Origin of the sequence: Pseudomonas sp. F9001, from assembly GCF_013385435.1 — a bacterium.
In the GTDB taxonomy this organism is placed as follows: Bacteria; Pseudomonadota; Gammaproteobacteria; order Pseudomonadales; family Pseudomonadaceae; genus Aquipseudomonas.
In genome coordinates, this window is the sequence record NZ_JACAPX010000014.1 from 86511 (window position 1) to 113502 (window position 26992).

The window sequence follows — 26992 nt, forward strand, 5'->3', positions numbered from 1 at the left end:
GGCTAAAAGCCACTACTTGCTTGGGTTCAGCTTCTGATCAGGCGCCGCCATCCTGGTCCTGGGCGCCCCATTGGCATTGTGCTGATAAATCGCCTCAGGCTGCCCCTGCCGGTTAAAAAACACCTGCCCGATCCCGGCAGAATTCCAGAGCCGTTCGCCCGCTTCAGCGTGTTCCGGAATATGCGGCACTACCTGCATGAGTCGGCGACGGGTGAACCAGTTCAGCGGTGAGCGCGGTGAGTAGAGCCATCGATTGAGACGGTCGAACCATTCCAGCAAGCGCGGCGGGAATTCGTTCTTGATGCCGCTGCTGGTGATCTGCCAGATTTTTGGACCGGCATTGCGGTGGCGAATCAGCACTTCATAGACAAACGAGTAGTGCACGTCTCCCGAGAGGATCACGTAGTTGCCCGGTGTGCGGGAGTGACGAAAGATGTTGAGGATCACCTGTGCCGCGCCGCGGTGGGCCATCCAGTTTTCCGCGTCCACCAACAGCGGGTAGCCGCACCAGCTGAAGGCCTTCTGCACGGTTTCGATCAGCTTGACGCCGAAGATCGGCGCCGGTGAAACGATGATCGCGCAAGGGTGATCCAGCAGCTCCTGTTGCAGTTCGCTCAGTGCTTCCCAGTCCAGCAGGCCGGAGGGTTGCTTGAGGTTGAACTCGCTGCGCCAGCGCCGGGTACGGGTGTCGAGCACTACCAGTGCGGGGGTGGTGGGCAGCACGTAATGCCATTGCTGGAACTTCAGCAGGTCATCCACCAGCTCATCTTGAGCGTCAGGCTGCAGGTAGTTGTCGTGGGCCTGTGTGGTGAGCGCCAGGGTTTTGCCGATCACCGTATCGAACGCATCCGGGTTATTGCCCCAGCCCTGGCACAGCATGTAGGCCAGCAGTGCGTTGCCGATGATGCGCTTGGAGAACGGATGCCCGTAGGCGGTTTCTTCCCATTGGGCGCTGAGGTTCCAGTCGTCGGTGATGTCGTGATCATCGAAGATCATCAGGCAGGAGAGGTGGGCGAACACCCTGGCCACGCCACCCAGGCCGTCACGGAACGTGTCGATCTGCACTTGCTCGTGCCCATAGCGTACGTGCCCTTCGGCGCGCAGTTGCGGCGCTTGCGGTGTGATCAGTTGCCACGGTACGGGCGACCACGCCAGCAGGTACATCGCCATGACTTCGGCAAAAGTCACCAGGTGGTTGTCGGCGCTGCTGCTGGTGAAAATAGGCTTCTTCACCCCGCCAAAAAAACGCTCGCGCAGGGTCTCGTTGCTCTTCAGGGCGGGCAACAGGTCGGCTCGATGGTAGTAGCTGGCGGCATGCTCATAAAGCGCGGCGCTGTTGTCGACGACGGCACCGTCGAGGTGTTCGTCGAACAGGCCGAGGCGCGTGATCAGCGCATGAATGGCCCGCAGCATCGGCCCCGCGACATCGTCGGCGTAGACCTGGTCGCCACTCATCATCAACAAGGCCGGGCGTTCCTCCAGGGTGTTCGATGCGGCCAGCAGCCGGTCGACACACAGCAAACCGTCGGCTGCGCTGTGATGGGGCTTGCGGCAGGAACCGTGGACCAATTGGTGGATGCGGCTGTGCAGGACGAAATGCGGGCCTTGTGCGCCCGGGTAGAGCAGGTGCGGCGCCCATTCGGCGATACCGGCACGGTTTACCAGCAGGTCGTAGCCTATGCTCACGTCCTGGGGCAGGGCTTCCGCCAGCGGTACGTCGATCAGGTGGATAAAGGCCTGGCGCCCGACGGGCACCACCTTGCATTGGCTGGCGTCCAACTCGATATCGAGCGCCGCGCCTTGGGCGACTTGCAGCCTTAGGGTCAATGCCAGGGGACGACTTCCCACCAGCCACATCACCAGGCGCCGCGGTTCCAGGCGTCGCAGCAACGGGCCGGCGAGTACAGCGGGAAGTGTGTCGGGGTGAGGCATCAAGGCAACGGCTCTGGGCAAGGTTGGGCCGAAAAGGTAACGCATTGAATGTCAGCGTTTTGTTAAGGCGCGATACCCGGGCGAGCCGCAAATTACCCGGCGCCCACTGGCCCGGGCTATAAACCTTTCATCTCAAATCATGACTGCGTGGCGCAGGTCTCGCCTTCGGCAATCATCCAGCGCAGCACTTCGGCCAGGGCCACACTGTGCTGGCGCTCGACCCAGCGCACACCCTGCGGGCTGTACCGTTCGACATAGCGGCTCAGCACCAGGCGGCCCTGCTCCGACGACAGGCTCAGGCGGGTCTCCCGGCAGAGCAGGGCGCTGGTCCCGCGTTTACGAACCTGACGTTGCAGGACCAGTGAGCTTGATTCAGAAATCATCGCCGGCTCCCTGTGCACAATTATCGGCCTGAGGCGACGTCGCCCCCTGCTTGCCCTCCAGCACAAAGGCCGCGCGGTGTTCGGCCACCACGTTACGCAAGGCACTGTAGTAGTCCGGCAGCTTTTGCAGGCTGTCGGTCAGCGGCAGCAACGAGGCGCGCGTGTCCACTGTGCCACCCACCAGGCTGATGGTGCCCAGGGTTTGCACGGTATCGCTGTCGCCCAGCGGCGCCACCAGGAAGTTCAGGACCTTGCCCGCCGCATCGCGGCTGTTGCCGGTGCCCAGCAACGGCAGTTCGACAATCGGCCCGTTGCCAATCCCCCACACGCCAAAGGTCTGGCCGAAGTCGGCGGTGTGGCGAGGGATGCCCAGCGGGTCCGAGACATCGATCAAGCCGACGATCCCCACGGTGGTGTTCACCGCAAAACGTCCCAGGGTGTTGATCGAGCGCCGTGGGTTGCCTTGCAGCAGGTCGTTGATGAAGACCTTGGGCTCGCTGAAGTTGCTGGCGAAGTTATGCACACCCTGCTGGAAAAACTCCGGCATGTATCGGTAGCCCCGGGCTACAGGCGCCAGGGCGTAGTCATCCACCGCGCGGTTGAAGGCGAACACGCCCCGGTTGACTGGTTCGGCGGGGTCATACACCGGGTAGGAAACCTGTGCGCAGCGTGTGGTACTCGTTACGTTGGCCGGGCTCGCGCAGCCTGTGAGGTAAGACACAGTCAGCAACAACACCGCCTGGCGAGCCAGGTGCTGGGGATACGTCAGCGAGCGCATGGGGTCAGTCTCCGGGAAAAGGAAGCCGATGCTGGCAGCCGCAGCTTGCGCAAAGATGTCTGCTTTATTGCGCCGTTGACGCTTTATTGCACGATTGAAATATATGACGGGCCGCGTCGAATGGTTTTAGATGGCGCATCGACAAGACCAAGTGATGCCCATCGGTGAGCCATCTTTTAATCGTGGACGATGACCTCGAGGTCCTCGCCCTGCTGAAGAAATTCTTCCTGCAACATGGCTACACGGTCGAGACCGCCGCCAATGGCGCCGAGCTGTGGGCGGCCATGGAGCGTACACCTGCCGACCTGATCATCCTCGACCTGATGCTGCCGGGGGATAACGGCCTGTTGCTGTGCCAGCGCCTGCGCCAGCAATACGCAACACCGGTGATCATGCTGACCGCCATGGGCGAACTGAGTGATCGCGTGGTGGGCCTGGAAATGGGCGCCGATGATTACCTGAGCAAACCTTTCGATGCCCGTGAATTACTTGCCCGGGTGCGCGCCGTACTGCGTCGGGCGGGTGAAAACCGGCCGACGTTGGGCGACGTGTCGCGCCCGCTGATTCGTTTCGCCGGCTGGCAACTGGACCTGACGCGCCGTGAGTTGCGCTCGCCGGACCAGGTGATGATCCCGTTGTCGTCCGGGGAGTTCGACCTGCTGCTGGTGTTCGTCGAACACCCTCAGCGCGTACTGACCCGCGAGCAATTGCTGAACCTGGCGCGGGGCCATAGCCACGACGCGTTCGACCGCAGCATCGACGTGCAGGTCAGCCGCCTGCGACGCAAGCTGGAGTTCGACACCAAGCGCCCGGCGATGATTCGTACCGTGCGCAACGGTGGTTACCAGTTCACCGTCGCGGTGACCCGCTCATGAGCCGCTTCAAACCTCGGGACACCGTGGCCCGCTGGATTGCCCTGACCATCCTGATTGCGATGCTCACAGCGCTGGCCTTCAATGCGCTGTTTGTGCAACTGGCTGGCGTTTGGGCCAGGCCGCCGTTGGGTGAAACCGGCCTGTTGGAGAAGGTCGCGGTGATCGTGCGGATGATCGAAGCGGCAGAGCCGTCCCAGCGCGCGCAACTGACTCGGGCAGTGGCCGATGACAGCTTCAATGTGAGTTGGTCGGCCACCCGCACAGGCATTGATGTGCCGGTTCTGGAAGACCCGGGGTTTCACTCCGACCAGGTGTTCAAGCAGCTGCTCAAGGGGCCGGAGCGGCGAATGGAAGCCTACGAACCGTCCGACTGGCCTGGCCCCGGCGGGCGCTATGCGCTGGTGGTGCAGCTGGTGGATGAATCCTGGCTGATGTTCAGCGCGCCGTCGCGCAGCTGGGGCCTGGCGGAAGGCCCGCGAAGCCTGATCGTGCTGATGCTGGTACTGATTTCCACCGCGCTGGTCACGCTGATCGCCACCCGGCGCCTGGCCCGGCCGCTGCAGTATTTCGCCCAGGGTGTGCGACGTTTCGGCGCCGACTTTCGTGCGCCGCCTATCGAGCCGGTCGGCCCCCAGGAAATCCGCCAGGCGATTCTCGCGTTCAACGGCATGCAGGCGCAGTTGCAGCACTTCATCCAGGACCGCACCCAGATGCTCGCCGCGATTTCCCATGACCTGCGTGCGCCGCTGACCCGCCTGCGCCTGCGGGGGGAATTCATCGAAGATGCCGACCAGCAGCACCGCCTGTTCCGGGATGTCGACGAGATGCAGGCGATGATCAACACCGCGCTGGAATTCTTTCGCGACGATGCGCGCCTGGAACAGGCCACCCAACTGGACCTTGCGGAGTTGCTGCAAACGCTGATTGACGACTACCGCGACCAGTCCATCGACATCGGCTTCAATGGCCCGCCACGGCTGGTGTATTTCGGTCGTCCGCTGGGGCTCAAGCGAGTGATGACCAACCTGATGGACAATGCGATCCACTACGGGCTGGCGCCGGAGATTGAGCTGCAACAGAGCCCGGGAAGGGTGACGGTGCGGGTGCTGGACCGTGGCCCGGGCATCCCGCAGGAGCAGCATGAGCAGGTGTTCCTGCCGTTCTTTCGTCTGGAAGGTTCACGCAATAAAAGTACCGGGGGTGTCGGTTTGGGACTCTCCACGGCACGGGCGATCGTCCTGGAACACGGTGGAACGCTGACCCTGGAAAATCGCCCGTGCGGCGGGTTGGCCGCCGTGGTGGTGTTGCCGGTTTAGGAAGGCTTAACGGTCAGAGCAAATTGGGTCCCAAACCGCTCAGATTACTGCTGTTCGACTGAAAACTTTGCTGGTTGGAACTGCTACGCGAGGGCTCATCGTTTGGTTTGGGGGCCGGCTGAACAGGTTGGACGGGTTGAGTGGCTTGAGGCGAATGAGTGGGTCCATTGAAGGATTGGATATGGAAAGCGCTGCCAATGATTGGAAAGGACATAGATGTTGGCTCTCATTAGAAAGGACGTGAAGTGTGCGCATTCACCTCCCTTTGAGTGCGTCCTGATCAGTGGCCCTGGCCCGGTCCGGCGTTCCGGGCCTTTGGGTTTCCATATGCTTCGCCGTCTCGATGAGGCGCCGTTTCAAGCCGGCTTGGGCACCGTAAACCGAAACTCGCTGCCTCGCCCCAACTCACTCTCAGCCTCGATCCGCCCGCCGTGGGCCTGCACGATGCCTTGGGTGATGTACAAGCCCAGGCCGCTGCCGGTGGGATTGTTTTCGGTTTGCGTCCAGTAGCGATCAAACACGTGAGGCAACTGATCAGGGGCGATCCCTTCGCCGGAGTCACGCACCGAAAACACGATCTCTTCGCCATTGCTCAACGCACTGATGCCGATATTGCCCTGGCGCGGGGTGAACTTGATGGCGTTGCCGATCAGGTTCGACAGCACCTGGAACAACCGTTCCGGGTCGGCATGGATTTGCAGCCCGGGTTCGGCATTGAAGGACAGGTCGATGCCCTTTTCCATCGCCAGGGGCGCGAGCAGTGAATAGGCCTCCTCGAACATCTGGCTCACGTCCAGGGCCACCGGCTTGACGGTGTAGCGCCCGGCTTCGATCTTCGAGGTGTCGAGCAAATCTTCCAGCAGCACATTCATGCGCCCGGCGGCTTGTTGCATGGTATCGATGGCCGAGGAAATCCGTCGCGAGGTGTGTGGGCCATCGGAACTGAAGGCCTTTTGCATCATGCCGCAGAGCATCGAGATCACCGTCATCGGGTTGCGCAGGTCGTGGGAAACCACCGCCACCAGTTCATCCCGGGCGCGCACCGCCTGTTGTTCACGCAGCACCTGGCGGGCCAGGTCATTTTCCAGGGCCGAGCGGCGCAGGTCGTTGGCGGCGAAGCGGTCACCGTGGCTCCATTTGGTGGAGATGCCAGCCATCTCCACCTTCCAGATTTCAAACGAGGTGCGTGGGCGAAGGTGCAGGCCCGCGTCGGTGCTTTCCAGGTCCAGGGGTTTGTTCGGGTCGCCGCTCCAGTTGATGTTTTCCTTCACTTCGGGACGAAACCACAACACGCCGTTGTCCACCGGCTTGGGCAAGCTCATGGCCAGCACGCCACTGGCTACGTGCTGGTATTCAGCCGCCGGCGGGTAAACCGAGGCCAGGTTATGGCTGGCAAACACCGGCTGCCCGGTCTCTTGCAGCCACTTGTGCAGGGCGCGAATCTGCGCAGGTTCCGGGCAATTACCGTAACGGTGCAGTTGCTTGTCTTCGATGATCGCCACACCGCCTGCGAGGGTCAGGTCCATCAGCAATTGCGGACGCTGCGCCAGGCCATCGAAGACGTTTGCGGGCGAGGCCTGCATGGCCTGGCTGAGCAAGGCCAGGGCCTCGACTTTTTCTTCGCGCTGGCGGCTTAGGTCCAGGGCCTCCATGGCGCTGATCTGCAACGACAGCACCTGGCCGATGGTCTGGCACGCGGTGCGCAAATCATTGGGCACCAGCAGCGGCTGGCGGTTGCCGCAACTGATCAGGCCCCAGAGTTTGTCGCCGGCCATCAGGGAGATGCTCATGGACGACAGCACCCCCATGTTTTTCATGTACTGGCAGTGAATCGGCGACACGCTGCGCAGGGTGGCGAAGCTCAGGTCCAGGGGCTGGCCGGTGTCCGGGCGCAACCTGGGCACCAGCGGCACTGCCTCGTAATCGGCATTGGGGATGATCCGCAGCCAATTGGTGCGGTACAGCTCCCGGGCTTGTTCGGGGATGTCAGACGCCGGGAAGAACAGGCCGTTGAACAATTCCATCGACGGGGCGGACGCTTCGGCGATCACCTGGCCGTGGCCTTCCTCTTCGAAACGATAAATCAGCACCCGGTCATAGCCGGTCATGGCCTGGATTTCGTTGACGCTGATTTCATACAAGGCTTGCAGGGTTTTCGCTGCCTGCAGGCGTTGCAGCATCTTGCCCAGGTTGCTGGTCCGACCATTGAGTGCCCGCGGCTGGAAGTCCTTGAGCCGTGGTTCGAACTCCAGCACCAGCACATCCTGATGGCGGTGCAGCAAGCCTTCGAACTCGGCGCCGTTGAGGGTCATGTGCAGCGGTGCGGCGTCGAAAAAGCTGTTTTGCGTGACCATGGCCCGGACGGCTTCGGCATGTTCAATGCCGATCAATGTGTGCAGCGGCTGGCCTAGCAGGGATTCCGGTGAGTGGTTGAACAGTTCGGCTACGTTGGCGCTCACCTGCACGATATGCAGGTCCGGCTCGGACAGGGTCAGCAGCGCACCGTGGGGCTGGATGGCCCCCGGGAAGCGGATGGGTTCGTCTGCACAGTTGGCAAGCAACTCTTCAAAATCTTCGGGTTTCATAGCAGTACCTCCTGGATGTCGAGCCATTGCTCAAAGCAGCTGAATGTCGAGCGAGCCGCGTTCACGGCGCGCAGTTTGGCGTGCGCATCGAGGGGCACATGGCTCAGGTAGTCGAGAAAGTCTTTCCAGCGCCGACCGGTTTCAGCGCCGTACACGTTGAGAAACGCGCCGCCGTTGTCGGCATCCAGTCCCAGGCGCTGGGCCATTTCCCGGCGCAGGATCTGCCCGCCCAGGGTGGCGCCTTCCAGCACATACAGCGCGCCCAGGCAGGCGGCCGGCGTGTCGAGGAGCGGTAGCGACATGCAATGGGGAAGGGCGGCGATGGCTCGGGCGTCCAGGCCCAGGGCGTGAAGATCCGTCAGCAAGGTGGGAGTTTTGCGACGCAGCACCTGATCAAACCCCACGGGGATCAAGCCGCTGTCGTTCAGCGTCGTTTCCAGAGGGTTGTAGAACCCGTAATAGGCCTGGAGCAGGCGTTTATACCGAGTGTGATCGAGCTGCGGGGAGAAAAACGGCAAGCGCTTTTCCAGGGCGACGTGCAGTAAAGCGGTACCCGAGCGCAGGGCTTCAAGTACAGGGGGCGCACCAACGTCATGGGCCTGTGAATGCATTCAGTAAACTCGAACTGGGGGCCTGCTGGCCATGTAAGGTTGCTTAATAACTGACCGCAGGAGTCGCCGTGAAGTTCGCCTTGGCTGATATCGCGATGCTATCAGTGCATGGGCGAACCCTGCACCAGGGCCGACTGCACGCAGTCGATCAGGCGCTTGGTGGTCCACGGCTTGGGCAGGAACCGCACGGTGCTGCCCAACTGCGAGGCCATTGCGGTGTTGCCCGAGGTCAGCACCACCGGCAGCGTCGGCCAGCGATGGGCGACTACTTTGCTCAAGTCGTAGCCATTGAGCAGGCCGGGCATCTGGATATCGCTGACAATCAAGTCTACCGGATCACTGGCCCGTTCAAGAAAAATCATTCCTTCGTCTGCGGACGGGAACGAGGTCACCACCGCGCCGAAATCCTCCAGTACATCTACCATCAACGAGCGAATGATTTCGTCGTCTTCCAGCACCAATATCGATGGCTGAGCCATGATCCTTACTCCACCATCCGGGTTAAGTAAGGTGGAGTGGGGCGCCGTTGATTAGGTTCGATTGGATGTTTTTTTTGCGATGGGTGGTCATTTGGTTGTCTTTGAATTGCGTCAGGGCAGGGCGCTCCACTGGCGAAACCTGCTAGAAGCGTTCATCCAGCAGCGCCGGCAACGTCAGCTCCTTGACGAAACTGGCGCCGGACAGGCTCAAGACCATACGCACCACCTGCACCACGTCATGCACCGGAATCAATTGGCCCTCACCGCGCTGTTCGGCCTGGGTGCGTGAGGTGCTCAAGGAATCTTCGGTATTCAGATAGCCCAGGTTCAGGCAAGTGACGCCCAGGCGCTGCTGGCGATAGCCTTCACGCAGCGCATCGGCGATGCCGCGCAAGGCGAATTTCGAGGCGCCGAACGCCACTTCGGGCCGGCCGCTCTGGGGCAGTCCCGAGGTCGAGCCTGTGAGGATGATGCGCGGCTGTGGGCTCTTCAATAACACCGGCAGCAGCCGCTTGATCAACAACAGCGGTGCGGTGATGTTGCAACTGACGATGGCTTCCAGTTGCGTGTCCTCGTCGGTGAGATAGCTGTACGCCGGATCAAACGCCCGCGCCTCCCAGATGCCCAGGTTATAGATCAGTGTGTCCAGCCCGCCTGCCGCCACCGCCTGCTCGATGACGTGCGCCGCTTGGCCAGGCACGCCAAGGTCTGCTTCCACCCAGCGCACCTCGGCGCCAGTGCTGCACGTCAAGGGATCAGGGCGACTGCGGGACACCCCGATCAGCGTATCCCCAACCCCGCCCAGCCCTTCCATCAAGGCCCTGCCCAATCCTTTGCTTGCACCGACCACCATGGTTTTCATCGCTTGTCTCCTGAACCGCTGTGCCGAGAGGAGCGGGCATGCAAGCAGAGTGGTGGGGTGATATCAATTGAGTGGCTGTTTCCAGATGTTAATCTCAGGTGTTTCAACGATCCCGGGTTGCCTCATGCTCACTGTTATCCGACTTGCCGCCGCACCCGACGCAGTGTGTTTACCTGCAATAGAGCGCAGTGCGGCCCAGTCCTTTCGTGCGATCGAATCCTTGAGCTGGCTGGCCGATGCCGAGGTCATGAGTGTTGAACGTCATCTGCAGTTGATCGCGTGGGGTACGTGTTGGGTGGCGGTGGATGCTGCTGGCCAGGTCCAGGGTTTTCTCAGTGCACAGATGTTTGATGACGACCTGCACATCCATGAACTGTCGGTGGCGCAGGTCATGCAGGGCCGTGGCGCAGGGCGGCAATTGCTTGAGGCCGTGATGAATGAGGCTCGCTCGCGCCGGTTGCGGGCAGTCACCTTGACCACATTTTGCGACGTGCCCTGGAACAGCCCGTTTGATCAGCGGCTGGGATTTGAGCAAGCACATTCGCTGGCGCCGGATCATCGTTTGGCAGAGGCTCTGCGTGAGGAGTATCGTCACGGTTTTGCGCCGGGCAGTCGCTGTGCCATGTCATGGCAAGTCCCCAGCTGAACCGGCACAACGGATGGAAAGTTACCCATGAAGTACGTCGTATTATTCAGCCTCGCCCTGATTGCCGGTCTCGTCAGCCTGCCGGCAGCGGCGGCGGGAGACGCCGAAGCCGGTGGAAAGTTATTCAGCAAAACCTGCGGCGGTTGCCATAGCGTCGGCGAAAATGCCCGGGGCGGTTTCGGGCCGCAGCTCAACGGCATCATTGGCCGCCCGGCCGGCACGACCACTGATTACCAGTATTCAGATGCGATGAAGAATTCAGGCGTGGTCTGGACGCGGGACAAGCTGGCCGCCTACATCGAGGCACCGAAAAAGGTCGTGAGCGGCACTCGGATGATTTTCTGGGGGATCAGCGACCAGGAGAAGATCGATAACCTGCTGGCGTACCTTGCGACGTTCCAGGCGCAGTAATTCACATTGATTGACGGCACGCGTCCCGATAATGCCTCGGGGCCTTTCCTGTCACTCGCTTGAAGGCGTTGCTGAACGCACTTTCAGAACCGTACCCCAACGACTGCGCTAGCACGCCCACTGACAGATTCCCCTCGCGCAACGCTCGTTGCGCAAGGCGCATGCGCCACTCGGTCAGGTACGCCAACGGTGGTACCCCGGCAACGCTCTTGAAGTAGTGCGAAAAGGTGGTGCGCGACATCGCAGCCGCCGTAGCCAGGTCTTCCAGTGTCCAGGCACGCCCCGGCTCGCTGTGTATCAAGCGCAGCGCGGGGGCCAGGCGCTTGTCGCTGACCGTGCGCAGCCAGCCTTCGGGTAATACGCCCGAGGTCTCGACATAGGCCCGCAGGATCTGGATAAACATCAACTGCGCCAGTTGCGCCGACGCCAAGCTTGCCCCGAGCAAATTGGCTTGCCCCTCATGTGCCAACTGGCCGAGTAGCCATTGCACGATTGTCGCTTGCGGCGACGTGGCCCGCACGTGGATCAGGGGCGGCAGCGCGTTGGCCAGCAGGCCGCCACTCTCCGGGTCCAGTTGCACGTAGCCGCCGATTTGCACACAGCCCTGGCCGTCACCGATTTGCGGGAAGCGGCCGGCGTCAGCGAATAATTGCCGCGCTTCCAAAGGCGCGACCGACACATCGCCTGCAAGCACAAACGAGCGTTGCGCACACAGCAGGAACACATCGCCCGCCTCAATCAACACCGGCGCCAGTTCGCCATCCATCCACAACCAGCACTGCCCCTTCACCACCCCGAAAAACTTGATCTTGTCCGGCGCGGGAAAACGCAGGGCCCAGGCGCCGCCCGCGCTGAAGCCGCCGGTCATAACCGATTGGGCATTCACGAACGTGAGAATCTCGGAAAACGGGTCGCTGGGCATATTCGTACTTTTACGCATGTAAATGGGATAATCGAGTATTCAGAGTACGGCTTTCGAGGGGTAGCGTGTTAACCACACGTCCAATGGAGACTCTGTCATGCCCACAGTACAAAAACCGATCCACAGCGGCTATGGAGCAGCAACCACCGTCGCCGAAGTCATCCGGGGCGTCGATCTCTCGGGCAAGGTGGCGATTGTCACGGGCGGCTACTCCGGCATTGGCCTGGTCACCGCCCGTACCCTGGCTGCCGCGGGCGCCCGCGTGATCGTCCCGGCCCGTGACCTGGCCAAGGCACGCGCCGCACTCAAACCTTACCCACAGCTGCAACTTGAACCCCTGGACTTGATGGACGCCCAGTCCATCGAACAGTTTGCCGAGTGCTTTCTGGCGAGAGGCTGCCCGCTGCACCTGCTGATCAATAACGCGGGCATCATGGCGCCGCCGTTGAGCCGCAATGCCCAGGGCTACGAATCTCAGTTTGCGACCAACCATCTCGGGCATTTCCTGCTTACCCAGCGCCTGTGGCCGGCCTTGCAGCGCGCCGAAGGTGCACGGGTGGTGACGCTGTCCTCACGGGGGCATGTGCACGGCGCCGTCGACTTTGACGACTGGAATTTCGAGCGCCAGGCCTACGATCCATGGAGGGCCTACGGTCAGTCCAAGACTGCCAATGCGCTGTTCGCCGTGCATCTGGATACGCTCGGTGCGGCGAGTGGGGTAAGGGCTTTTGCGGTGCATCCCGGTGGAATCATTACCGATCTGGTGCGGCACATGAAGCCTGAAGTCTTGCAGGCATCAGGCTATGTCGACGAGCACGGGAAACCGGTGATCGACCCTGAGCGGAACATGAAAACCCCGGAGCAAGGCGCGGCCACCAGTGTGTGGTGCGCGGTGAGTGGGCAGTTGGCGGGAATGGGCGGGGTCTATTGCGAGAACTGTGATGTGGCGGCGGCAGTGAGTGCGGAATCGGAAGAGCAGTTGGGTGTCAGGCCGTGGGCGGTGGATACCGGGTTGGCGCAGCGGCTGTGGATACTTAGCGAGCAGCTTGTCGCAGGGCGATAGGCCGCAGTGTGGGGTCAGCTCACTGACCCCATCGGCCCATCAAGAACCCTGCGGCGTTTCTCCGCGCGCCAAACGCGCATTGATATCGTCGATCACCGCCGGCAGTTCGACGATGGTGTCGATCAGGTAATGCGGCCGCGAGCCCTCGAACATCTGTGTAATGCGCGCACGCTCCAGCGCCAGCTCAGCAGCAGGCAGCGCCTTGTATTGCTCGTAGGTCAAACCCAGTGCGTTGCCGGAACAGGTCAGCGCCACCGTCCACATGCCGGCGCTACGGCCTTCCAGGATCCCCGGCCAGGTGTCGTCGACCTTCACGCACGCGGCCACATCGCTGACCCCCAGGGCAATCACGTTGGCCAGTGCCTGCGCCGGATGCGGGCGCCCGTTGGGCACTTCGTCGGTCGCCACCACATGGTCGGCGACGTAGCCGTTCTGTCGCGCCAGCTCGACCACCTTGGCCATCACCACCGCCGGGTACCCGGAGCAGGAGCCAATCTTCAAGCCCTGCCCGCGCAGGGTGTTGATCGCCTCAAGGGCGCCGGGAATGACCGCCGAATGCAGCGCGATTTTCTCGATCTGCAACGGCATGAAGCGCTCATACAGTGCGGTGACATCCTCGTCAGTCGGCAAGCGATCAAATACCGCCCGATAACGCTCGGCAATCTGCGGCAGGTTGCACAAGGTGCGGATGTGATCCCACTTGCCCATGCCCATCGGGCCGCGGGCTTCCTCCAGGGAAACGGCGACGCCGAACTCGCCGAACGCCTCGACAAAAATCTGCGTGGGGGCGAAGGAACCGAAGTCGACGACGGTGCCGGCCCAGTCCAGGACCACGGCTTGCAGCTTGGAAGGTTGTTGGTAGTGCATGGCAAGTCTCCATTTTCAGGTGTGAGCAGGCCGTCCCTCTCTCAAAGAAGAGGTAAGCGCCTGGTGAGGGTTTAAACGGTCAAGACGATCAGGTGGCCGGGATCGGGCTGGCCTCGAATAGCTCGGCGATCATCGGTCGGTTGCGGCGGATGCCCAGGCAACACAAGTGGTAGTCGATGAAAAACGGATGGTCGACGAAGGTGATCGGCGTGGTGCCCGGGGTTTCGGCGTATTCCACGGCAGACACAAAGCCGATGCCGATGCCCTTGGTGATCGCGTGCACAATGGCTTCGCGACTGTTCAGCTGCATCACGCAGTTCACGGCGATGCCCTGGCGCTTGCAGCTTTCTTCCACCAGTTGCCGGGTGCGTGAGCTTTTCTCGCGCATCACCCACTTTTCGCGGCTGATCTGTTCCACGTGCACCTCTTTCTGCCGGGCCCACGGATGGTCATCGCGCACCACCGCAATAATCGGATAGCGCCGATACAGCTGGGTATCGAAGCGCTGGTCGAACTCCGAAAGGGCCAGGATCGCCACGTCGATATCGAAGTTGAAGAGCCGGTCCAGGGTTTCCTTTTCCGGGGAAAACGAGGTTTCCAGTTCGATGTCCGGGTGGCGCTGCATCAGCTCGTAGGTCAGGTTCATCGCGATCGGCGGCGACACCGCGCCCAGGCGCAGCAGCCCGGTCTTGCGCTGCTTGAAACTCTGCAACAGTTGCATGGCTTCATCCTCCTGGCCGAACAGCCCCTGGGTGATCCCGTAAAGGGCGTGCCCGGCGGCACTCATCTCGATAAACCGCCCGCGACGGTGGAACAGCTCCACCGAGAACTGCTTCTCCAGCCCGTTGACCTGCTCGCTGACCGTCGGCTGGCCGACGCTCAGGTATTCGGCGGCGAGGGTGAAACTGCCGGTCTTCGCCACCGCATGAAACGAGCGCAGCCACTTGTGGTACTGGTACATAACGAGTCCTGTTCCTGAGGTCCGCCGGGCCGGTCATCAACGTCGGATAAACAACGCCACCGCTGCGCTGCACAGGCAGGCCGAGGTCACGACGATGAAGATCAGCGAGGTATTGCCGGTACTGTCGAGCATACTGCCGATCAGCGGTTCCGCCAGGCCGGCGAACAGATAGGATGAGAAGTTCATCACGCCCGTGGCCGTACCCGCACGCTTGGCACCGACCAGGTCCGGGCACAGCGCCCAGAAACTCGACGCCGGCCCGTACACGAAGAACCCACAGAGGAACAACGCCACCAGGCCGATTGCGCTGTGGGGCGGCAAACTCCACATCCACAGGCTGGTGGCGGCGCCGAGGAACATGTAGAGCATGATCGCCAGGTAGCGTTTGGAGCCGAACAGCTTGTCCGAGACCCAGCCGTTGCTCAGGGCGCCGATGGCCATGCCCACCGGCAGGGCCACGGTGATCCACTTGGGGTCGATCATGCTGTCGCCGCTTTTCCAGTTGGCCCCGAGGAAGTGCACCGGCACCCAGACGATCAGGCCGTAGCGGGCGGCGTTCTGGAAACCCAGGGAGATCGCGGCGATGATCAGCCGCGGATTTTTCAGCACCGCCTTGTAGCGCTGCGCCGAGGATTCGACTTCGCCGTGGGCCACTTCATGATTCTTGTCTTCGGCATTCGCCACGCCGGTATCGGCCAGGGGCTCGAAGCCCATGTCTTGAGGCCGCTCGCGGGCCACCAGGTAGAAAATGATGCCGCCCGCCAACATCAACAGCACCGGCAGGCGGAAGATCCAGCGCCATTCCAGTTGGAACACTTCCAGCACCACAATGGAGGTGACGTACGACAGGACCGAGGCGCACCCGGCGGCGAACACATAAAAGCCATACACCTTGCCGCGCTCGCCGGCGCTCCACCAATTGGAAATCAACCGGCTGCCGGGTGCCCAGCCGAGAGCCTGGAAGTAACCGTTGATGCCCCACGGCAGGATCAACCCGGCAAAGCCGCTGGCGAAACTGGTGACCCAGTTGGCCGCGCAGGACAGCACCGCGCCCAGGGTCATGATGCGGCGGCCGCCGAACTTGTCGGCGAGGTTGCCGTTGATCGCCTGGCCAATCGCATAGGCCCAGAGCATCGCCGCGGAGGCCCAGCCGAGGGTTTCCTTGGTCAGGCCGAACTCGGCCTGGATCCCGGGGATGGCAAAGCCGAAGGTCTGGCGGCCGGTGTAGAAAAACAGATAACAAAACATCGCCGCCAGCAGCATGCGCCACTGGGCTACGCGAAACGATGAGGTACGGACGGCAGGAACAGGCAGCACGTGTGCACGATTCATGATGTTTTCCTTATTGTTATTCGCCCCGGCGACCGCAGCCGCAGGGGGGCACTCTTGATAGGTGCAACAGGAAACGACCGAATTACGATGAGTCTAGGCCGCTTGCGCGCCGATGAAATTCTTGCCGCGTGCGCCTTGCAGGGCGAAGCGGATCATCGCCTCGGCCTCGGTGGCGTTCACGCCGTAGTCGGCAAATTCGGTCTTCACGTCCAGGCTGTGGAGGAAGTCGCGCAACTGCGCCTGGGCCTGCTGCAGGTCGGTGCCGAATACCCGTTGCAGGGTGCGGTCCCGCGCGGCGTCGTGCCCCCATGCCAGGCCCAGTACCAGCGGCAAAGTGAAGGAACAGGCGATGCCATGGGGCAGGCCGTGGTGCAGAGTCATCTCATAAGAGATGGAGTGGGCGAGGGCGGTCTTGGTGTTGGAAAAAGCCAGGCCGGCTTTCAGCGCCGCCAAGGCCATGCGCGAGCGCAATTCCTGGTTGCCGAGGTCACGCCGCAAGCGCGGCAGGCATTCCAGGATGTCTTCGATGGCGGAGATGGCGAAGGTGTCGGAGACCGGGTTGGCGTTGACGTTCCAGATCGATTCCAGCGCATGGGACAAGGCATCCAGCCCGGTGGACACCGTGACCCCTGCCGGCACCGTCAGCATCAACTGCGGGTCGATGATCGCCACTGTCGGCCAGGTGCAGTCCAGGTGCAGCGAATACTTCTTGAGGCTGGCGGAGTCCCAGATCGTCGCCCATGGCGTGACTTCGCTGCCGGTGCCGGCGGTGGTCGGTGCGGCAATCAACAGCTTGTGGCGGGCCGGCGCGAAAGGTTTGCCGGTGGACAGCAACGCCAGCAGCTCGTCGAAATCCCCGGAATCGGTGCCGACGATCAAGGCCTTTGCCGTATCAATTGCACTGCCACCGCCGACGGCGACCACCACCTGGCAGTCACCGGCCTGCAGCCAGAAACGCTCGTAGGTGTCGCGCAGTTGGGCCACGTCAGGGTTGGGCTGTACGTCTTCAATGACGTACACCAGGCGCTCACCCAGCAGGTCCTGGATGCGGTCTACCAAACCGAGCCCGCGGGCTTCGGGAAAGGTCACGAGGGCGACGCTCTGGCCTTCGGTAAGAGCGGCGAGTTCTTGCAGGCAGCCCCAGCCGAAGCGGGTGTCTACCGGGTTGTGGAAGCGGGCAGTCATGGCGGGTTCCTGGTTTTTGTTATTGGAAGTGCCGCCATAGTCGGGGAGGGTGAGGTGGACCTCAAATCGATAGATTGTGGGGATGGATTGGCTGGGCCGATAGTACAGCCCGACCGTCAGGTGACTTCAGCGCACGTTCCGGAACAACATCAACCGCGCGCTCTCATGCAGGCCACGAGTCAGCCCCTGCAACCGCTCAAACTCCTCGGGATACTGCTGAGCCACATTGTCCCTCGGCGTTTGCGACGCCAGGTCATGCAGGGTCGGCGAGCTGCCGTCGTGCTCCATTTGCAGCAGGAAGTCCTTGGTCACGCCGCCGATCAGCGGGAACGTGCCCTCGCGCAATACCAGCGGCACCACGCGCTCGCCTTCCGGCGCAGGTTGCTGGATATCCCGGCCCATCGCGCCATTGCGGAACGGTATGCCCGCCATGCCGGCCACGGTCGGCAGCAGGTCCGCCAGGCCGACGGCTTCTTCGATCACCCGGGGTTGCAGGCCGGGCGCGTGGATCATCATCGGCACGTTGTTGCTTTCCAGCCCAAGCTGCTCGAATGCCGGCGCCATGTGCGGAATCTGGCTGATTCGGGTGTTGTGGTCGCCGAAGAACACGAAGATGGTGTTGTCGTAGTAACCGCCAGCCTTGGCGATTTCCATCAGGCGGCCGATGTTGAAGTCCAGCAGGCGCACGGCGTTGTACTGCTCGACGCTGCGGCTGCCTGCGGACTGGACTTGTTCCACGGTGAGGTCATGCACCTTGAAGCCATCGTTGGTCTTGGGGATGGTAAACGGTCGGTGGTTGCCGGAGGTTTGCAGGTAGGCGAAGAACGGTTGGTCCTTGGGGATGGCCCGCAGCAGTTCGTCGCCTTCCTTGAACAGGTCCAGATCCGAAACGCCCCACACGTCCACCCGTGGCGAGCGCCAGTGGCTTTCGTCATACAGCTTCACGCCGTCGATGCTCTGGCGGATCAAGGCGTTGATATTCGCCCAGCCGGCATTGCCGCCGATCATGTAGAGCTTCTGGTAGTCCTCGAACGCATTGATCAAGGTGTGTTGCCGGGTGATCAGCGGGTTGCGGGTCGCCGTCTCCTGGCGGGTAACGTCGGGCACGCCGGTGATGCTCGCCCACACGGTTTTGGCGGTGCCGGTGACGGGCACGTAGAAGTGTTTGAAGAACCAGCTTTCCTTCGCCAGCTTGTCGAGGTTCGGCGTGGGGTTCAGCGGGTTGCCATAGGCGCCCACGGCGCTGGTGCCGAGGGACTCGAGCATCACGAAGATCACGTTCGGCGGGCGCTCGCCCTTGAGCCGATAAGGCTGCACGGCTTGTTCACGGGCGAAGTTCAACTGCTCGGGGTCGGGCTGGCTGACCCCCAGATAATTCGCGACTTGCGGGTAATGCTCTCGTACCCGCGCCTCATCGAATTGCGACTGGCCGACCTTGAGGGTGTCGTACAGAAACAGCACCGGGTTGAGGCCCGCGGCGGCGATCTGGTTGTTGCCGGAAAAGAACGCGTCGCTCCAGCGCAGGGGCACGGGATTTTCGATATTGAGGTTGGCGACGCGGCCGAGCAGGGCCAGCAATACCGCGATCACGCCGACGGTGGCCACGGATGCGATGGCCAGCTTGCCAATGGGTTTGCGTTCGCCATCCAGGGTGATGCGTTCAAGGCGAACCAGGGCGTAGGTCCATAGGCCGACGGCGGCAAGCCAGCTCAAGGTTATCCACAGCACCGGGTAGGTTTCCCACACCATCTGTTGTGAAATCTGCGCGTCTTCCAGGTAACGCAGCACCGTGGCGTTGATGCGCACACCGAGGTAGGCGTAGTGGCCGAAGTCGATGATGTACACCAGCCCGACGATGGCCAGCGCCAGCAGCAGATAACCCCGTGCCAGCCAGCGCAGGGCGGGGACAGTCACCAGGTTCCAGCGTGGCAGCCAGGCGAGCAGTGCCAGGGGCAACAGGATCAGCACCGCCAGGCGCAGGTCGAAACGCAGGCCGATGCCCACGGTTTCCAGCAGTGCGGGCTCCCTCAGGCCGACCCCGGAAAATCCCCATACAAACACCAGCCGCAGTGCCGCCAGCAACGCAAATACCAAACCGATCGCGCCCACGCCGTAGCGCAGGCGGCGCGAGTGCAACCATCCCATCATTGACCTCTGTGCAATTTTAAAAGAGGGCGCCAGGCAGCCATCGCCAGCATCCACAACCCGGCCACCAGGCAGTAGCCCGTCAGCAGTGGGTCGATCAGATAGTCCCAGTAGTTTTCCGAGGCCTTGAGCCGCAGCGCGAACGCCAGGGTGCCCGCCGCGAGCATCCACACCGCCAGCGTATTACGCAGCCAGAGCATCAACAGTGCTGCCGCGCCTATCAGCACGATCATCGGCCGAGGGTTGAAACCCCAGCGGTAGGGGTCAAAGTACGTCAGGCCCATCGTTGCCGGGTACAGCACCAGGCTCAGGATGCCAAACAGCAGCAGCACCTGGACCTTCAGCGGGCGCTGGAGCGGCTGCACCACACCCAACCGGCACAGGCTGACCCACGCCAGCAACACCAGGGTGCTGATGGCCAGGTCATCGGTGAAGCTGCGCACATACGCCGCCAACGGCAGTTCGTTGACCGGGATAAAACTCACCACCACCAACACCGGCAGCAGCCAGGGGCGCCAGGGTGTTGTGACGCGCAACAGGCTGAGCAGCACAAAACCCAACAGCACAAAACTCAAATGCGCTTGCCATACAGAAACCATCACAGGCGCTCCGACAGCCAGGCTTCGTTGAAGCTGACATGTTTGATAAAGGTGTTATTCCACGAGTACACCAGGTGGTACATGCCGTCCGGGCTGCGGCTGAAGTACGGGTACTCGTATTCGAAATCGCAGCCACGGGGCTTGCACACCCGGTAATCCAGGTTGCTGAGAAAGCGTTGTTCCAGCGGCAGGCGCAGGGCACCGCTGGAGGCGCGGAAGCCTTCGCCGATGATTTCCTTGTAGGCCTCGGGGGAGAACGGTTGGCCCAAGGGGTCGGGGGATTGATCCAGTTCCACCACGGTGCGCCACTGATTGAGCTTGGCATCGGTGCCGTACAGGCTGAGCTTGAAGCGGCCGTCCTGCAGGTCGTTGAGGGCCACGAGCAAACCGTCGCCTTCAGTGCTGACGGCTGCCAGCGAGGAGTTGGGATTGGACGGTTCCAATGGGTAAGGCTCGCTCCAGGTTTGGCCGGCGTCTTCGGTGCGACTGGCGAGGACTCGGTGATGGGTTTCGCCGGCGTAACGCAACATGGCGATGGCGCGTTGGCCGTCCTGCGGGACGATGGTCGGCTGCAGCGAGTTCTTCCCACGGCTGATACGGAATTTGTCGACCACCGCACCGTCGGGGCTCAAGTACAGGTACTCGGCGAATTTGCCCATGAACTCGTGGTACACCGGCAGGCCGATGGAACCGTCAGCGTGGAATACCGGTGCGGCGCGCACCAGCGTGCTGATATTGAAGAATGGCGAGGTGATCAGTTGCCGAGGGGCCGACCAGTTCGTCCCGAGGTCATCCGAGACCATCACGTTGATCGCGCTGGTGGCCCAGCCGCCTACCGACACCGAAACGTAGAACATCCACAGGCGATTGTCCGGTGCCAGGGCGATCACCGGGTTGCCCAGCTTGCGGATGTAGCGGTGCGTGCCGTCGCGCGTGCTTTCGCGGGTGGCCAATACTTGCTCCGGGCCCCACTCGGCGCTTTTCGCGTCAAAGCGCGCGGTGCGCACCTGCACATCGGCGGCGCCCTCGCGGGACCCGGCAAACCACACGGCCATCAGGTCGCCGCCGGGCAGGGCGGTGACCGAGGAGGAATGCACAAAGTCATTGAGCTGCGAGGAGACAAAGCGGCTGCTGTATTGCGGGGCGGCCGCTGCAGGGGACGTGTCCTTGCCAGCTTGGGCAAACGGCGCCAGCACGTGGGGCGGGTGACTGGTCCAGGCAACTAGAAACACCAGTAGCAGACTGCAGATCGTTAAAGGCGCGCGTATCGAAAACGTGTCGAAAAAAGGCTTGTTGCGCACAGAAACACTCTCAACAGGCATAGGAGGTTTCACTGTGCAAAACCAACCTTAGCGAAAGCTTAGTTGGCAACGGCCCGTAACATCTTTCCCGAAATAGCCTCGACGGTTACACGGCATCATGCCGCCGGTTACTCCAGAGAATCAGTTATGCGCCTGCTCCTTGTCGAAGATGATCGTGCCCTTGGCCAAGGGATCCGCGTGGCCCTGGGCGCCGAAGGCTACACCCTGGACTGGTTGCAGGATGGCGTCAGCGCCTTGCACGCGTTACGCACCGAAAGCTTCGACCTGCTGCTGCTTGACCTCGGCCTGCCGCGCCTCGACGGCCTCTCACTCCTGCAAACCCTGCGCGCCGAGCAATACGACCTGCCGGTGCTGATCCTTACCGCCCGCGACGGCACCGCCGAGCGCATCGCCGGCCTGGACGCCGGCGCCGACGACTACCTGGTCAAACCCTTCGACGTCGAAGAGTTCAAGGCCCGTGTGCGCGCCCTGTTGCGCCGCAGCCAGGGCCGCGCGCAGCCATTGCTGGAACATGCGGGCGTGAGCCTGGACCCGGTGACCCAACAGGTCAGTTATCAAGGCGAGGACGTTGTGGTCACGCCGATGGAATACCAACTGCTCCATCAACTGATGGTGCGCCCCGGCAAAGTCGTCACCCGCGAACGTCTGTCCCGCGCGCTGTACGGCTGGCAGGACCGCGTCGAAAGCAACACCCTCGAAGTCCTTATCCACAACCTGCGCAAAAAACTCTCCACCGAACTGATCCGCACCGTACGCGGCGTGGGCTACGTGGTGGAATTCAAGGCATGAACTCGGTCCGCGCGCGCATCCTCATTCCGGTGCTGGTGCTGATCCTGCTGGGAGATGGCCTGATCAGTTGGCTGGTGCTGCGGGACAGCCACCACGAAATCGAAGAAGTCTACGACGCCCAACTCGCCCAAAGCGCCCGTTTGCTGCAAGGCGTACTGCGCCAGCGCGACCCCGGCGATGCCGACTGGGACCGCCTCTACCAGGCTTTCGATCAAGCCATGAGCCGCGTCGGCGAAGACGGCGCCGCGCACCCCTACGAAACCCGCCTGACCTTCCAGGTATGGCGCGCCGACGGCCAACTGCTGGTGCGCTCCACCGACGCGCCGATCCTCAACGCACCGCCCGCCACCCTCGGGCCTCACGACCTGATGGAAAACGGCAATGATTGGTGCGCGTTCATGCTCGCCGACATGCAACAAGGCCTGCTGATCTGGGTGGGCGAGCGCGACGACATTCGCCAGGACGTGATCCAGCGCATCATCCGCCACACCCTCTGGCCGATCCTGGTTGGCGTGCCGCTGCTGGCGTTGTTGATCTGGCTGACCATCGGCTGGGGCCTCAAGCCCCTGCGCGCCATGGCCCAGGCCATTCGCGGGCGGGACAGCAATACGTTGCGACCGCTGCAACTTGAGCCATTGCCCACCGACCTGGAACCGATGCAAACCGCGCTGAACCGCCTGCTGGTGCAGGTGGATGACCTGCTGGAGCGGGAGCGTCGGTTTATCGCGGACGCGGCGCATGAACTGCGCACGCCGTTGGCGATATTGCGCATTCACGCGCAGAACGCCCAGAGCGCGGGTACCGGGGAGGAGCGGCGAGAGGCGTTGGACTTCCTGGTGAATGGCGTGGACCGGGCGACGCGCATTGGCAGCCAGTTGCTGACCATGGCGCGGATCGAGCCGCAGTTGAACAACACCGTTCGCGTGCGCGTTCCGTTGACGGAGTTGGTGCGTGAAGAGCTTGCGGAGTTGACGCCCCTGGCGATGGAGAAAGGCGTTGAGTTGGTGCTGGAAGGGGATGAGGAATGCTGGATTGAAACGGACCCCGTGGCGTTGGCGATTGCGCTGCAGAACCTGGTGACCAATGCGCTGAATTTCTCGCCGGCGGGGAGTGAGGTGAGGGTGATGGTGCGGGGGACGGATTCAGGAGGGGTGCAGCTGTGTGTGGAGGATGCGGGGCCGGGGATTGATGAGGGGGAGATTGGGCGGTTGTTCGAGCGGTTTTATAGCCGTGGGAATGCAAATGGGGCGGGGTTGGGGTTGGCGATTGTGCAGATGATCGTGGGGAAAATCGGGGGGCGGTTGGAGTTGTATAACCGGGAGGTGGGTGGGTTGTGTGCGCGGTTGCGTTTTAGCGAGGGGGCTGCTTGAAAAGGCCGTCGTTATAACCACGGCTTTCATCGCAAGGCTACGGTGCTGTGCTGAATAAATGCGGATGTTCTGCCTGAAATGCTTTGAAAGTCTTGTACTTCCAGCGGTCGCCGCCCGGGTCTTCATCCGATGAACTGACCTCGCCGAAATACCAATGCTCTGACTCGAACTGTTCTCCGTCCTCATCTTCGTGGATGAAGTGAAAACCCACCTCGTGTAGGCCTGGGGGGATGATCAACCCCCATTCGTTTGCAAGGCTTCTGCCCGTTATTCGGGTTTGACGAAAGTAGTCGTAGTCGAAGGGCAGAATAGCGCCGAGGTAGCGGCTTTTATCGATGTAGACGCAGACTTCGCTTGAGAACATGTCGGGCACCAGAATGGCTGCTACGATCCAGCATTCAGGTGTTTCATCGGGCCGGGCTTGAATCAGGTGCGCGGCCGCGTTGATCAATTGCTGAGCGCAGTGTGCCTGGATCGCCGGGGTTGTTTGCTTGCCTTCGACCAAGGTTTCTATGACGGGGATTTTGAAATTTTCAAATCCTCGCCTCACTGGGAAGTCTTCTAAAAACCAGCCTTCGAAACTATCTGCCCATCGGCTTATTGCGCGCAAGCGCCTGGGGATGTTGCGGAGTTTTTTGTCTGAAAGTGCAAGACGACGCATAGGGTATGAATACTCTTGGTTTGCTTCTGTTTGTGAGGCCCGGGCTTATTCTTGATCACCAGGACTTTCTATAATCGAGAGCGAGAAAGTAGTCACTTTCCGACGAAATAATTTTGTGACTGAAGAGCGGCTGTATAGTTAATAGCCATTCTTCACGCAGCTGGAACATTCCGTTGTTAATGTCGTCTTCAACGGACAGTCTGAGCGAGTCGACAACGGTATAGTCCTCGCCCAAGTCTGCGGAGCGCTCTATTCCTAAACCAAGCTCTGTCGACTTATCGAACCATTCCAGTCTTAATTTCAGTCCCATATGCCCTCACAAAAATTTTTTGATATTTCGTTTTTTCTTAGGCTTTTTCAGCCGTTCACCAGTTATGTGGTTGAACGCCCCCAAGTGACTGCCATCGCTTGCTCTATACGCCTCTAGTTCGCCGTGCTGCGAGTCCCACTCGTAAATTATCCGTCCTTTGTCATCAATCCAGCGCTCTCTAAGCCCTGCCCCACCTTGCTTTGGGGTCTTGGGTTTTGCCTTGCTCAGGTTTAGGAAACCGGTGATTTCGTCTGTGCCAGGAGCGGAATGGTATTTGTGATCGCCCGCCCTAACGCTAACCACCACATACAGCGGCCGAACCCCCGACTCCACTGGAAACACCAGAATAAAATCCCGATACTCCGGCGGATAAATCGGGTTAACCAGAATCTGCTCGGCAGCCTCCGTCGGCGGATAAATCCACATCACCGGAGCTTGCGGTGCAGCTTCCAATGCCGGAATGCCAAGGGTGTCGCCAGGATCAATGGCCGGCGTCCAAATCAGCTCCACACCCTCGCCAAGATCCGCCACGAATTGACTGTCACGACTCTGAAACTGCACCACATCGATCATCTGCCAGTCGGTATTTTTACCGGTGTAAAACCCATACCCCTTGAGCGTCCCGTCGTCGCGTTGCTCGATATGCAAGCGCATCCGCGAGCGGGCTTTTTGCAGGTTACGAAGCTGCTCTTCGCTATAGAGCGCACTGTCGCCAAGCTCCGATGGCCAAGCCAGCGCCACCAGCCCTGCAAGCAAGCTCCCCGCTGCGGCGCCGACCGCCGCAGCCGAGGACTCCAATGCCGCTGTGCGCAATACAAGCTGGCCAAGCCCTACGGGCAGGGCACTACCACTGATTTTCCTGAGGGACACGCCGCCGTGGCTGTCCATCTCCCGCCCGCCTAACAGCGTGAAGTGGCCGTAGTCCTTGATCAGCTCAAGCGGCACATAGCCGGTGGGATTGTTGTAGCTGATGATCCCGTCGGGCAACTGGCACGACTTGGCGAATACGTGGCCTGGAATCCTCGCGGGTTCAGGCGATGGCGGGGGAGGCGCTTCATACAAATCAATGAACGGTGAATTCGAAATCTGCTTAGGCTGCGGAGTCAGGATTCGCCGCTTCAGCTGCTCTTCTTCGGTAATTGGATACGCGCGCTCTGTCATGACGACTCACTTCCCTGTGCAAGGAAGCGAGCCTATGAGAGCGGAGAAGAACCTGAAATTCTCGCTGTTCGATGGGAGGTGTGGGAAATGTCATCAGATCAACAGCGACAATCGCGTCCCACGCTGCAGGCCGCAAAGTACGACGAGTAAGTAGATTCGTCCCCTGTGCTCCTTACTGACGAACAGCTCACTGACTAGCGGTCGTTTCGTTTATTGCGATTTTCGTTTATTTCGTCTAGCGTTGGTCTCACTCAGTTGAGTACTTGCCGGAGCGAAATCATGATTGCCAGCCATCTCCCCAAAACCGTCCTGCCGTTGGAAAAGGAAGTCGAAGCCGCCGTACAAGGCCAGCGAGCGTTGGCGTCTCTACTATCGACCAAGTTTGAGACCCAGCGTATCGACATTTTCGACAAGGAAGACAAGCCTCATACGCTGGTGCTACCTACCTCAGCGCTGCGCCTGCTGGTCGATATTTTGGGTGAGTTGGCCATTGGTAATGCCGTAAAGGTTGTGCCGGTCCACGCTGAACTGACTTCCCAGGAAGCTGCCGACATGCTCAATGTGTCGCGACCGCATTTGGTCAAGATGCTGGAAGAGGGCGCTATTCCATTCACCAAAACCGGACGGCATCGGCGGATACGGTTTTCTGATTTGATGGCGTTCAAGCAGCGGCGTGAGGATGAAAGTCAGGAGGCGATGGATGCGTTGGCGCAGCAGGCGCAGGAGTCGGGAATGGGGTATGAGGGATGAGGTGTTCGCCTTTTACTGCGGTATACGACGCCTGTGTTCTCTACCCTGCGCCACTCAGGGACTTGCTTATGTGGCTTGGCCTTTCGGGGCTTTTTCGAGCGCGATGGACTAATCAGATTCATGAAGAGTGGAAGCGAAATGTGCTCAAGAATCGACCTGACTTAACGGTAGCTCAAATGGATTGCACTTCGGCGCTGATGGACATGGCGATACCGGATGCTCTGGTGACGGGGTACGAGGATCTTTGTTCGAGCCTGGATTTGCCTGATCCTGATGATCGTCATGTGCTCGCGGCGGCGATCAGGAGTAAGGCCGAGGTTATCGTGACCTTCAACTTGAGGGATTTTCCAGCGCGGGTGTTGGACGCTTACGACATTGAAGCGATGCATCCGGATGACTTTGTTTCGGATCTTTGGGATTTGGATCAGGCAGCTGTGTTGGCTGCGGCGCAGAAGCAAAGGCGATCGCTGAAGAGGCCGCCGATGGATGCGGGGAATTACCTGGAGATGTTGATGCGGCAGGGGTTGGTGCAGACGACTAAGTTTCTTGGGCCTTATGAGGTGATGTTGTAGAGATTGTGTCAGATGGGCTGCATCTGCCGGTCAGATGTTTCTTGGCATATCTGGAGTAAATAGATCTGCCCCCCTAAGTTTCTGACCCCTAAGTTTCTAATGTTG

Annotated in this window: 27 protein-coding genes; 9 read left to right on the forward strand and 18 right to left on the reverse strand. The window is 61.1% G+C overall.

Annotation, left to right across the window (positions count from 1 at the left end; translation table 11 throughout):
• Positions 1 to 12: 12 nt before the first annotated feature.
• The 3 genes from HX818_RS15955 to HX818_RS15965 form a co-directional block, all read right to left on the reverse strand.
• The gene (locus tag HX818_RS15955) at positions 13 to 1932 is read right to left on the reverse strand and encodes an alkaline phosphatase D family protein (RefSeq protein ID WP_177020392.1); all 1920 of its coding nucleotides are present in this window, start codon (positions 1930 to 1932) and stop codon (positions 13 to 15) included.
• 137 nt (positions 1933 to 2069) lie between these two features.
• Positions 2070 to 2315: a hypothetical protein gene (locus tag HX818_RS15960; protein ID WP_003210371.1), complete on the reverse strand. Its 246-nt coding sequence runs from the start codon at positions 2313 to 2315 to the stop codon at positions 2070 to 2072.
• Positions 2305 to 3093, reverse strand: coding sequence for a VacJ family lipoprotein (locus HX818_RS15965; protein WP_003210369.1), 789 nt, complete (start codon positions 3091 to 3093; stop codon positions 2305 to 2307). Before HX818_RS15965 ends, HX818_RS15960 begins: the two co-directional genes overlap by 11 nt.
• Positions 3094 to 3257: 164 nt before the next feature.
• On the opposite strand from HX818_RS15965, the gene HX818_RS15970 reads away from it, so the two are divergent.
• Both HX818_RS15970 and HX818_RS15975 read left to right on the forward strand, forming a co-directional pair.
• Entirely contained in the window at positions 3258 to 3968 is a 711-nt protein-coding gene (locus HX818_RS15970) for a response regulator (RefSeq protein WP_023659139.1), read from the forward strand.
• Positions 3965 to 5284, forward strand: a complete 1320-nt coding sequence (locus tag HX818_RS15975) for an ATP-binding protein (protein WP_008438475.1) — start codon at positions 3965 to 3967, stop codon at positions 5282 to 5284. Before HX818_RS15970 ends, HX818_RS15975 begins: the two co-directional genes overlap by 4 nt.
• 356 nt (positions 5285 to 5640) lie before the next feature.
• Here HX818_RS15975 and HX818_RS15980 read toward each other — a convergent pair whose 3' ends face one another.
• The 4 genes from HX818_RS15980 to HX818_RS15995 all read right to left on the reverse strand — a co-directional run bounded on the left by HX818_RS15980 (position 5641) and on the right by HX818_RS15995 (position 9821).
• Entirely contained in the window at positions 5641 to 7869 is a 2229-nt protein-coding gene (locus HX818_RS15980; RefSeq protein WP_102605925.1) for an ATP-binding protein, read from the reverse strand.
• Complete coding sequence (locus HX818_RS15985; protein WP_177020393.1) at positions 7866 to 8480, reverse strand: biliverdin-producing heme oxygenase; 615 nt, start codon at positions 8478 to 8480, stop codon at positions 7866 to 7868. The genes HX818_RS15980 and HX818_RS15985 overlap by 4 nt, the downstream gene beginning before the upstream one ends.
• 101 nt (positions 8481 to 8581) lie before the next feature.
• Positions 8582 to 8959: a response regulator gene (locus tag HX818_RS15990; RefSeq protein ID WP_003210361.1), complete on the reverse strand. Its 378-nt coding sequence runs from the start codon at positions 8957 to 8959 to the stop codon at positions 8582 to 8584.
• Positions 8960 to 9101: 142 nt separating this feature from the next.
• Positions 9102 to 9821 (reverse strand): SDR family oxidoreductase, encoded by a 720-nt coding sequence (locus HX818_RS15995; protein WP_008438472.1) that lies wholly within the window; start codon positions 9819 to 9821, stop codon positions 9102 to 9104.
• A 124-nt stretch (positions 9822 to 9945) separates the two neighbouring features.
• Between HX818_RS15995 and HX818_RS16000 the strand changes: the two genes are divergently transcribed.
• Both HX818_RS16000 and HX818_RS16005 read left to right on the forward strand, forming a co-directional pair.
• Positions 9946 to 10467 carry a GNAT family N-acetyltransferase gene (locus HX818_RS16000; protein WP_177020394.1) on the forward strand — a complete coding sequence of 174 codons (522 nt, stop codon included), beginning with the start codon at positions 9946 to 9948 and terminating at the stop codon, positions 10465 to 10467.
• Between the two features lie 27 nt (positions 10468 to 10494).
• The gene (locus tag HX818_RS16005) at positions 10495 to 10878 is read left to right on the forward strand and encodes a cytochrome c family protein (RefSeq protein WP_003210355.1); all 384 of its coding nucleotides are present in this window, start codon (positions 10495 to 10497) and stop codon (positions 10876 to 10878) included.
• Position 10879: 1 nt separating this feature from the next.
• On the opposite strand, the gene HX818_RS16010 is transcribed toward HX818_RS16005, so the two are convergent.
• The gene (locus tag HX818_RS16010) at positions 10880 to 11818 is read right to left on the reverse strand and encodes an AraC family transcriptional regulator (RefSeq protein WP_023659137.1); all 939 of its coding nucleotides are present in this window, start codon (positions 11816 to 11818) and stop codon (positions 10880 to 10882) included.
• A gap of 79 nt (positions 11819 to 11897) precedes the next feature.
• On the opposite strand from HX818_RS16010, the gene HX818_RS16015 reads away from it, so the two are divergent.
• Positions 11898 to 12863: an oxidoreductase gene (locus HX818_RS16015; protein WP_177020395.1), complete on the forward strand. Its 966-nt coding sequence runs from the start codon at positions 11898 to 11900 to the stop codon at positions 12861 to 12863.
• Positions 12864 to 12902: 39 nt separating this feature from the next.
• Here HX818_RS16015 and phnX read toward each other — a convergent pair whose 3' ends face one another.
• From phnX to HX818_RS16050, 7 genes are all read right to left on the reverse strand, one after another.
• Entirely contained in the window at positions 12903 to 13730 is an 828-nt protein-coding gene (phnX, locus tag HX818_RS16020; RefSeq protein ID WP_003210349.1) for a phosphonoacetaldehyde hydrolase, read from the reverse strand.
• An 88-nt stretch (positions 13731 to 13818) separates the two neighbouring features.
• Complete coding sequence (locus tag HX818_RS16025; RefSeq protein ID WP_087695146.1) at positions 13819 to 14691, reverse strand: LysR substrate-binding domain-containing protein; 873 nt, start codon at positions 14689 to 14691, stop codon at positions 13819 to 13821.
• A gap of 36 nt (positions 14692 to 14727) precedes the next feature.
• Entirely contained in the window at positions 14728 to 16023 is a 1296-nt protein-coding gene (locus tag HX818_RS16030) for an MFS transporter (protein ID WP_003210345.1), read from the reverse strand.
• Between the two features lie 93 nt (positions 16024 to 16116).
• On the reverse strand, positions 16117 to 17208 hold the full coding sequence (gene psrA / locus HX818_RS16035; protein ID WP_177020396.1) for an iron-containing alcohol dehydrogenase PsrA: 1092 nt from the start codon (positions 17206 to 17208) through the stop codon (positions 16117 to 16119).
• 126 nt (positions 17209 to 17334) lie between these two features.
• Positions 17335 to 19353 carry an LTA synthase family protein gene (locus tag HX818_RS16040; protein ID WP_177020397.1) on the reverse strand — a complete coding sequence of 673 codons (2019 nt, stop codon included), beginning with the start codon at positions 19351 to 19353 and terminating at the stop codon, positions 17335 to 17337.
• Complete coding sequence (locus HX818_RS16045) at positions 19353 to 19952, reverse strand: hypothetical protein (protein WP_087695143.1); 600 nt, start codon at positions 19950 to 19952, stop codon at positions 19353 to 19355. The genes HX818_RS16040 and HX818_RS16045 overlap by 1 nt, the downstream gene beginning before the upstream one ends.
• Positions 19952 to 21220 (reverse strand): sialidase family protein, encoded by a 1269-nt coding sequence (locus tag HX818_RS16050; protein ID WP_177020425.1) that lies wholly within the window; start codon positions 21218 to 21220, stop codon positions 19952 to 19954. Before HX818_RS16050 ends, HX818_RS16045 begins: the two co-directional genes overlap by 1 nt.
• 180 nt (positions 21221 to 21400) lie before the next feature.
• Between HX818_RS16050 and HX818_RS16055 the strand changes: the two genes are divergently transcribed.
• Both HX818_RS16055 and HX818_RS16060 read left to right on the forward strand, forming a co-directional pair.
• On the forward strand, positions 21401 to 22063 hold the full coding sequence (locus tag HX818_RS16055) for a response regulator (protein WP_177020398.1): 663 nt from the start codon (positions 21401 to 21403) through the stop codon (positions 22061 to 22063).
• Positions 22060 to 23433 (forward strand): sensor histidine kinase, encoded by a 1374-nt coding sequence (locus HX818_RS16060; protein WP_177020399.1) that lies wholly within the window; start codon positions 22060 to 22062, stop codon positions 23431 to 23433. The genes HX818_RS16055 and HX818_RS16060 overlap by 4 nt, the downstream gene beginning before the upstream one ends.
• 37 nt (positions 23434 to 23470) lie before the next feature.
• Here the strand turns inward: HX818_RS16060 and HX818_RS16065 are convergent, their stop codons facing one another.
• From HX818_RS16065 to HX818_RS16075, 3 genes are read right to left on the reverse strand one after another with little or no spacing between them, the layout of a single operon-like run.
• Positions 23471 to 24094, reverse strand: coding sequence for a DUF3916 domain-containing protein (locus HX818_RS16065; RefSeq protein ID WP_177020400.1), 624 nt, complete (start codon positions 24092 to 24094; stop codon positions 23471 to 23473).
• 55 nt (positions 24095 to 24149) lie between these two features.
• Positions 24150 to 24404 carry a colicin E3-like toxin immunity protein gene (locus HX818_RS16070; RefSeq protein ID WP_102368185.1) on the reverse strand — a complete coding sequence of 85 codons (255 nt, stop codon included), beginning with the start codon at positions 24402 to 24404 and terminating at the stop codon, positions 24150 to 24152.
• 6 nt (positions 24405 to 24410) lie between these two features.
• Complete coding sequence (locus HX818_RS16075; protein WP_177020401.1) at positions 24411 to 25565, reverse strand: S-type pyocin domain-containing protein; 1155 nt, start codon at positions 25563 to 25565, stop codon at positions 24411 to 24413.
• Between the two features lie 279 nt (positions 25566 to 25844).
• Here HX818_RS16075 and HX818_RS16080 point away from each other — a divergent pair, with 279 nt between their 5' ends.
• Entirely contained in the window at positions 25845 to 26315 is a 471-nt protein-coding gene (locus HX818_RS16080; RefSeq protein ID WP_177020402.1) for a helix-turn-helix domain-containing protein, read from the forward strand.
• A complete protein-coding gene (locus HX818_RS16085) occupies positions 26312 to 26887 on the forward strand; it encodes a PIN domain-containing protein (protein WP_177020403.1) in 576 nt (191 codons plus the stop codon). The genes HX818_RS16080 and HX818_RS16085 overlap by 4 nt, the downstream gene beginning before the upstream one ends.
• Positions 26888 to 26992 lie beyond the last annotated feature (105 nt).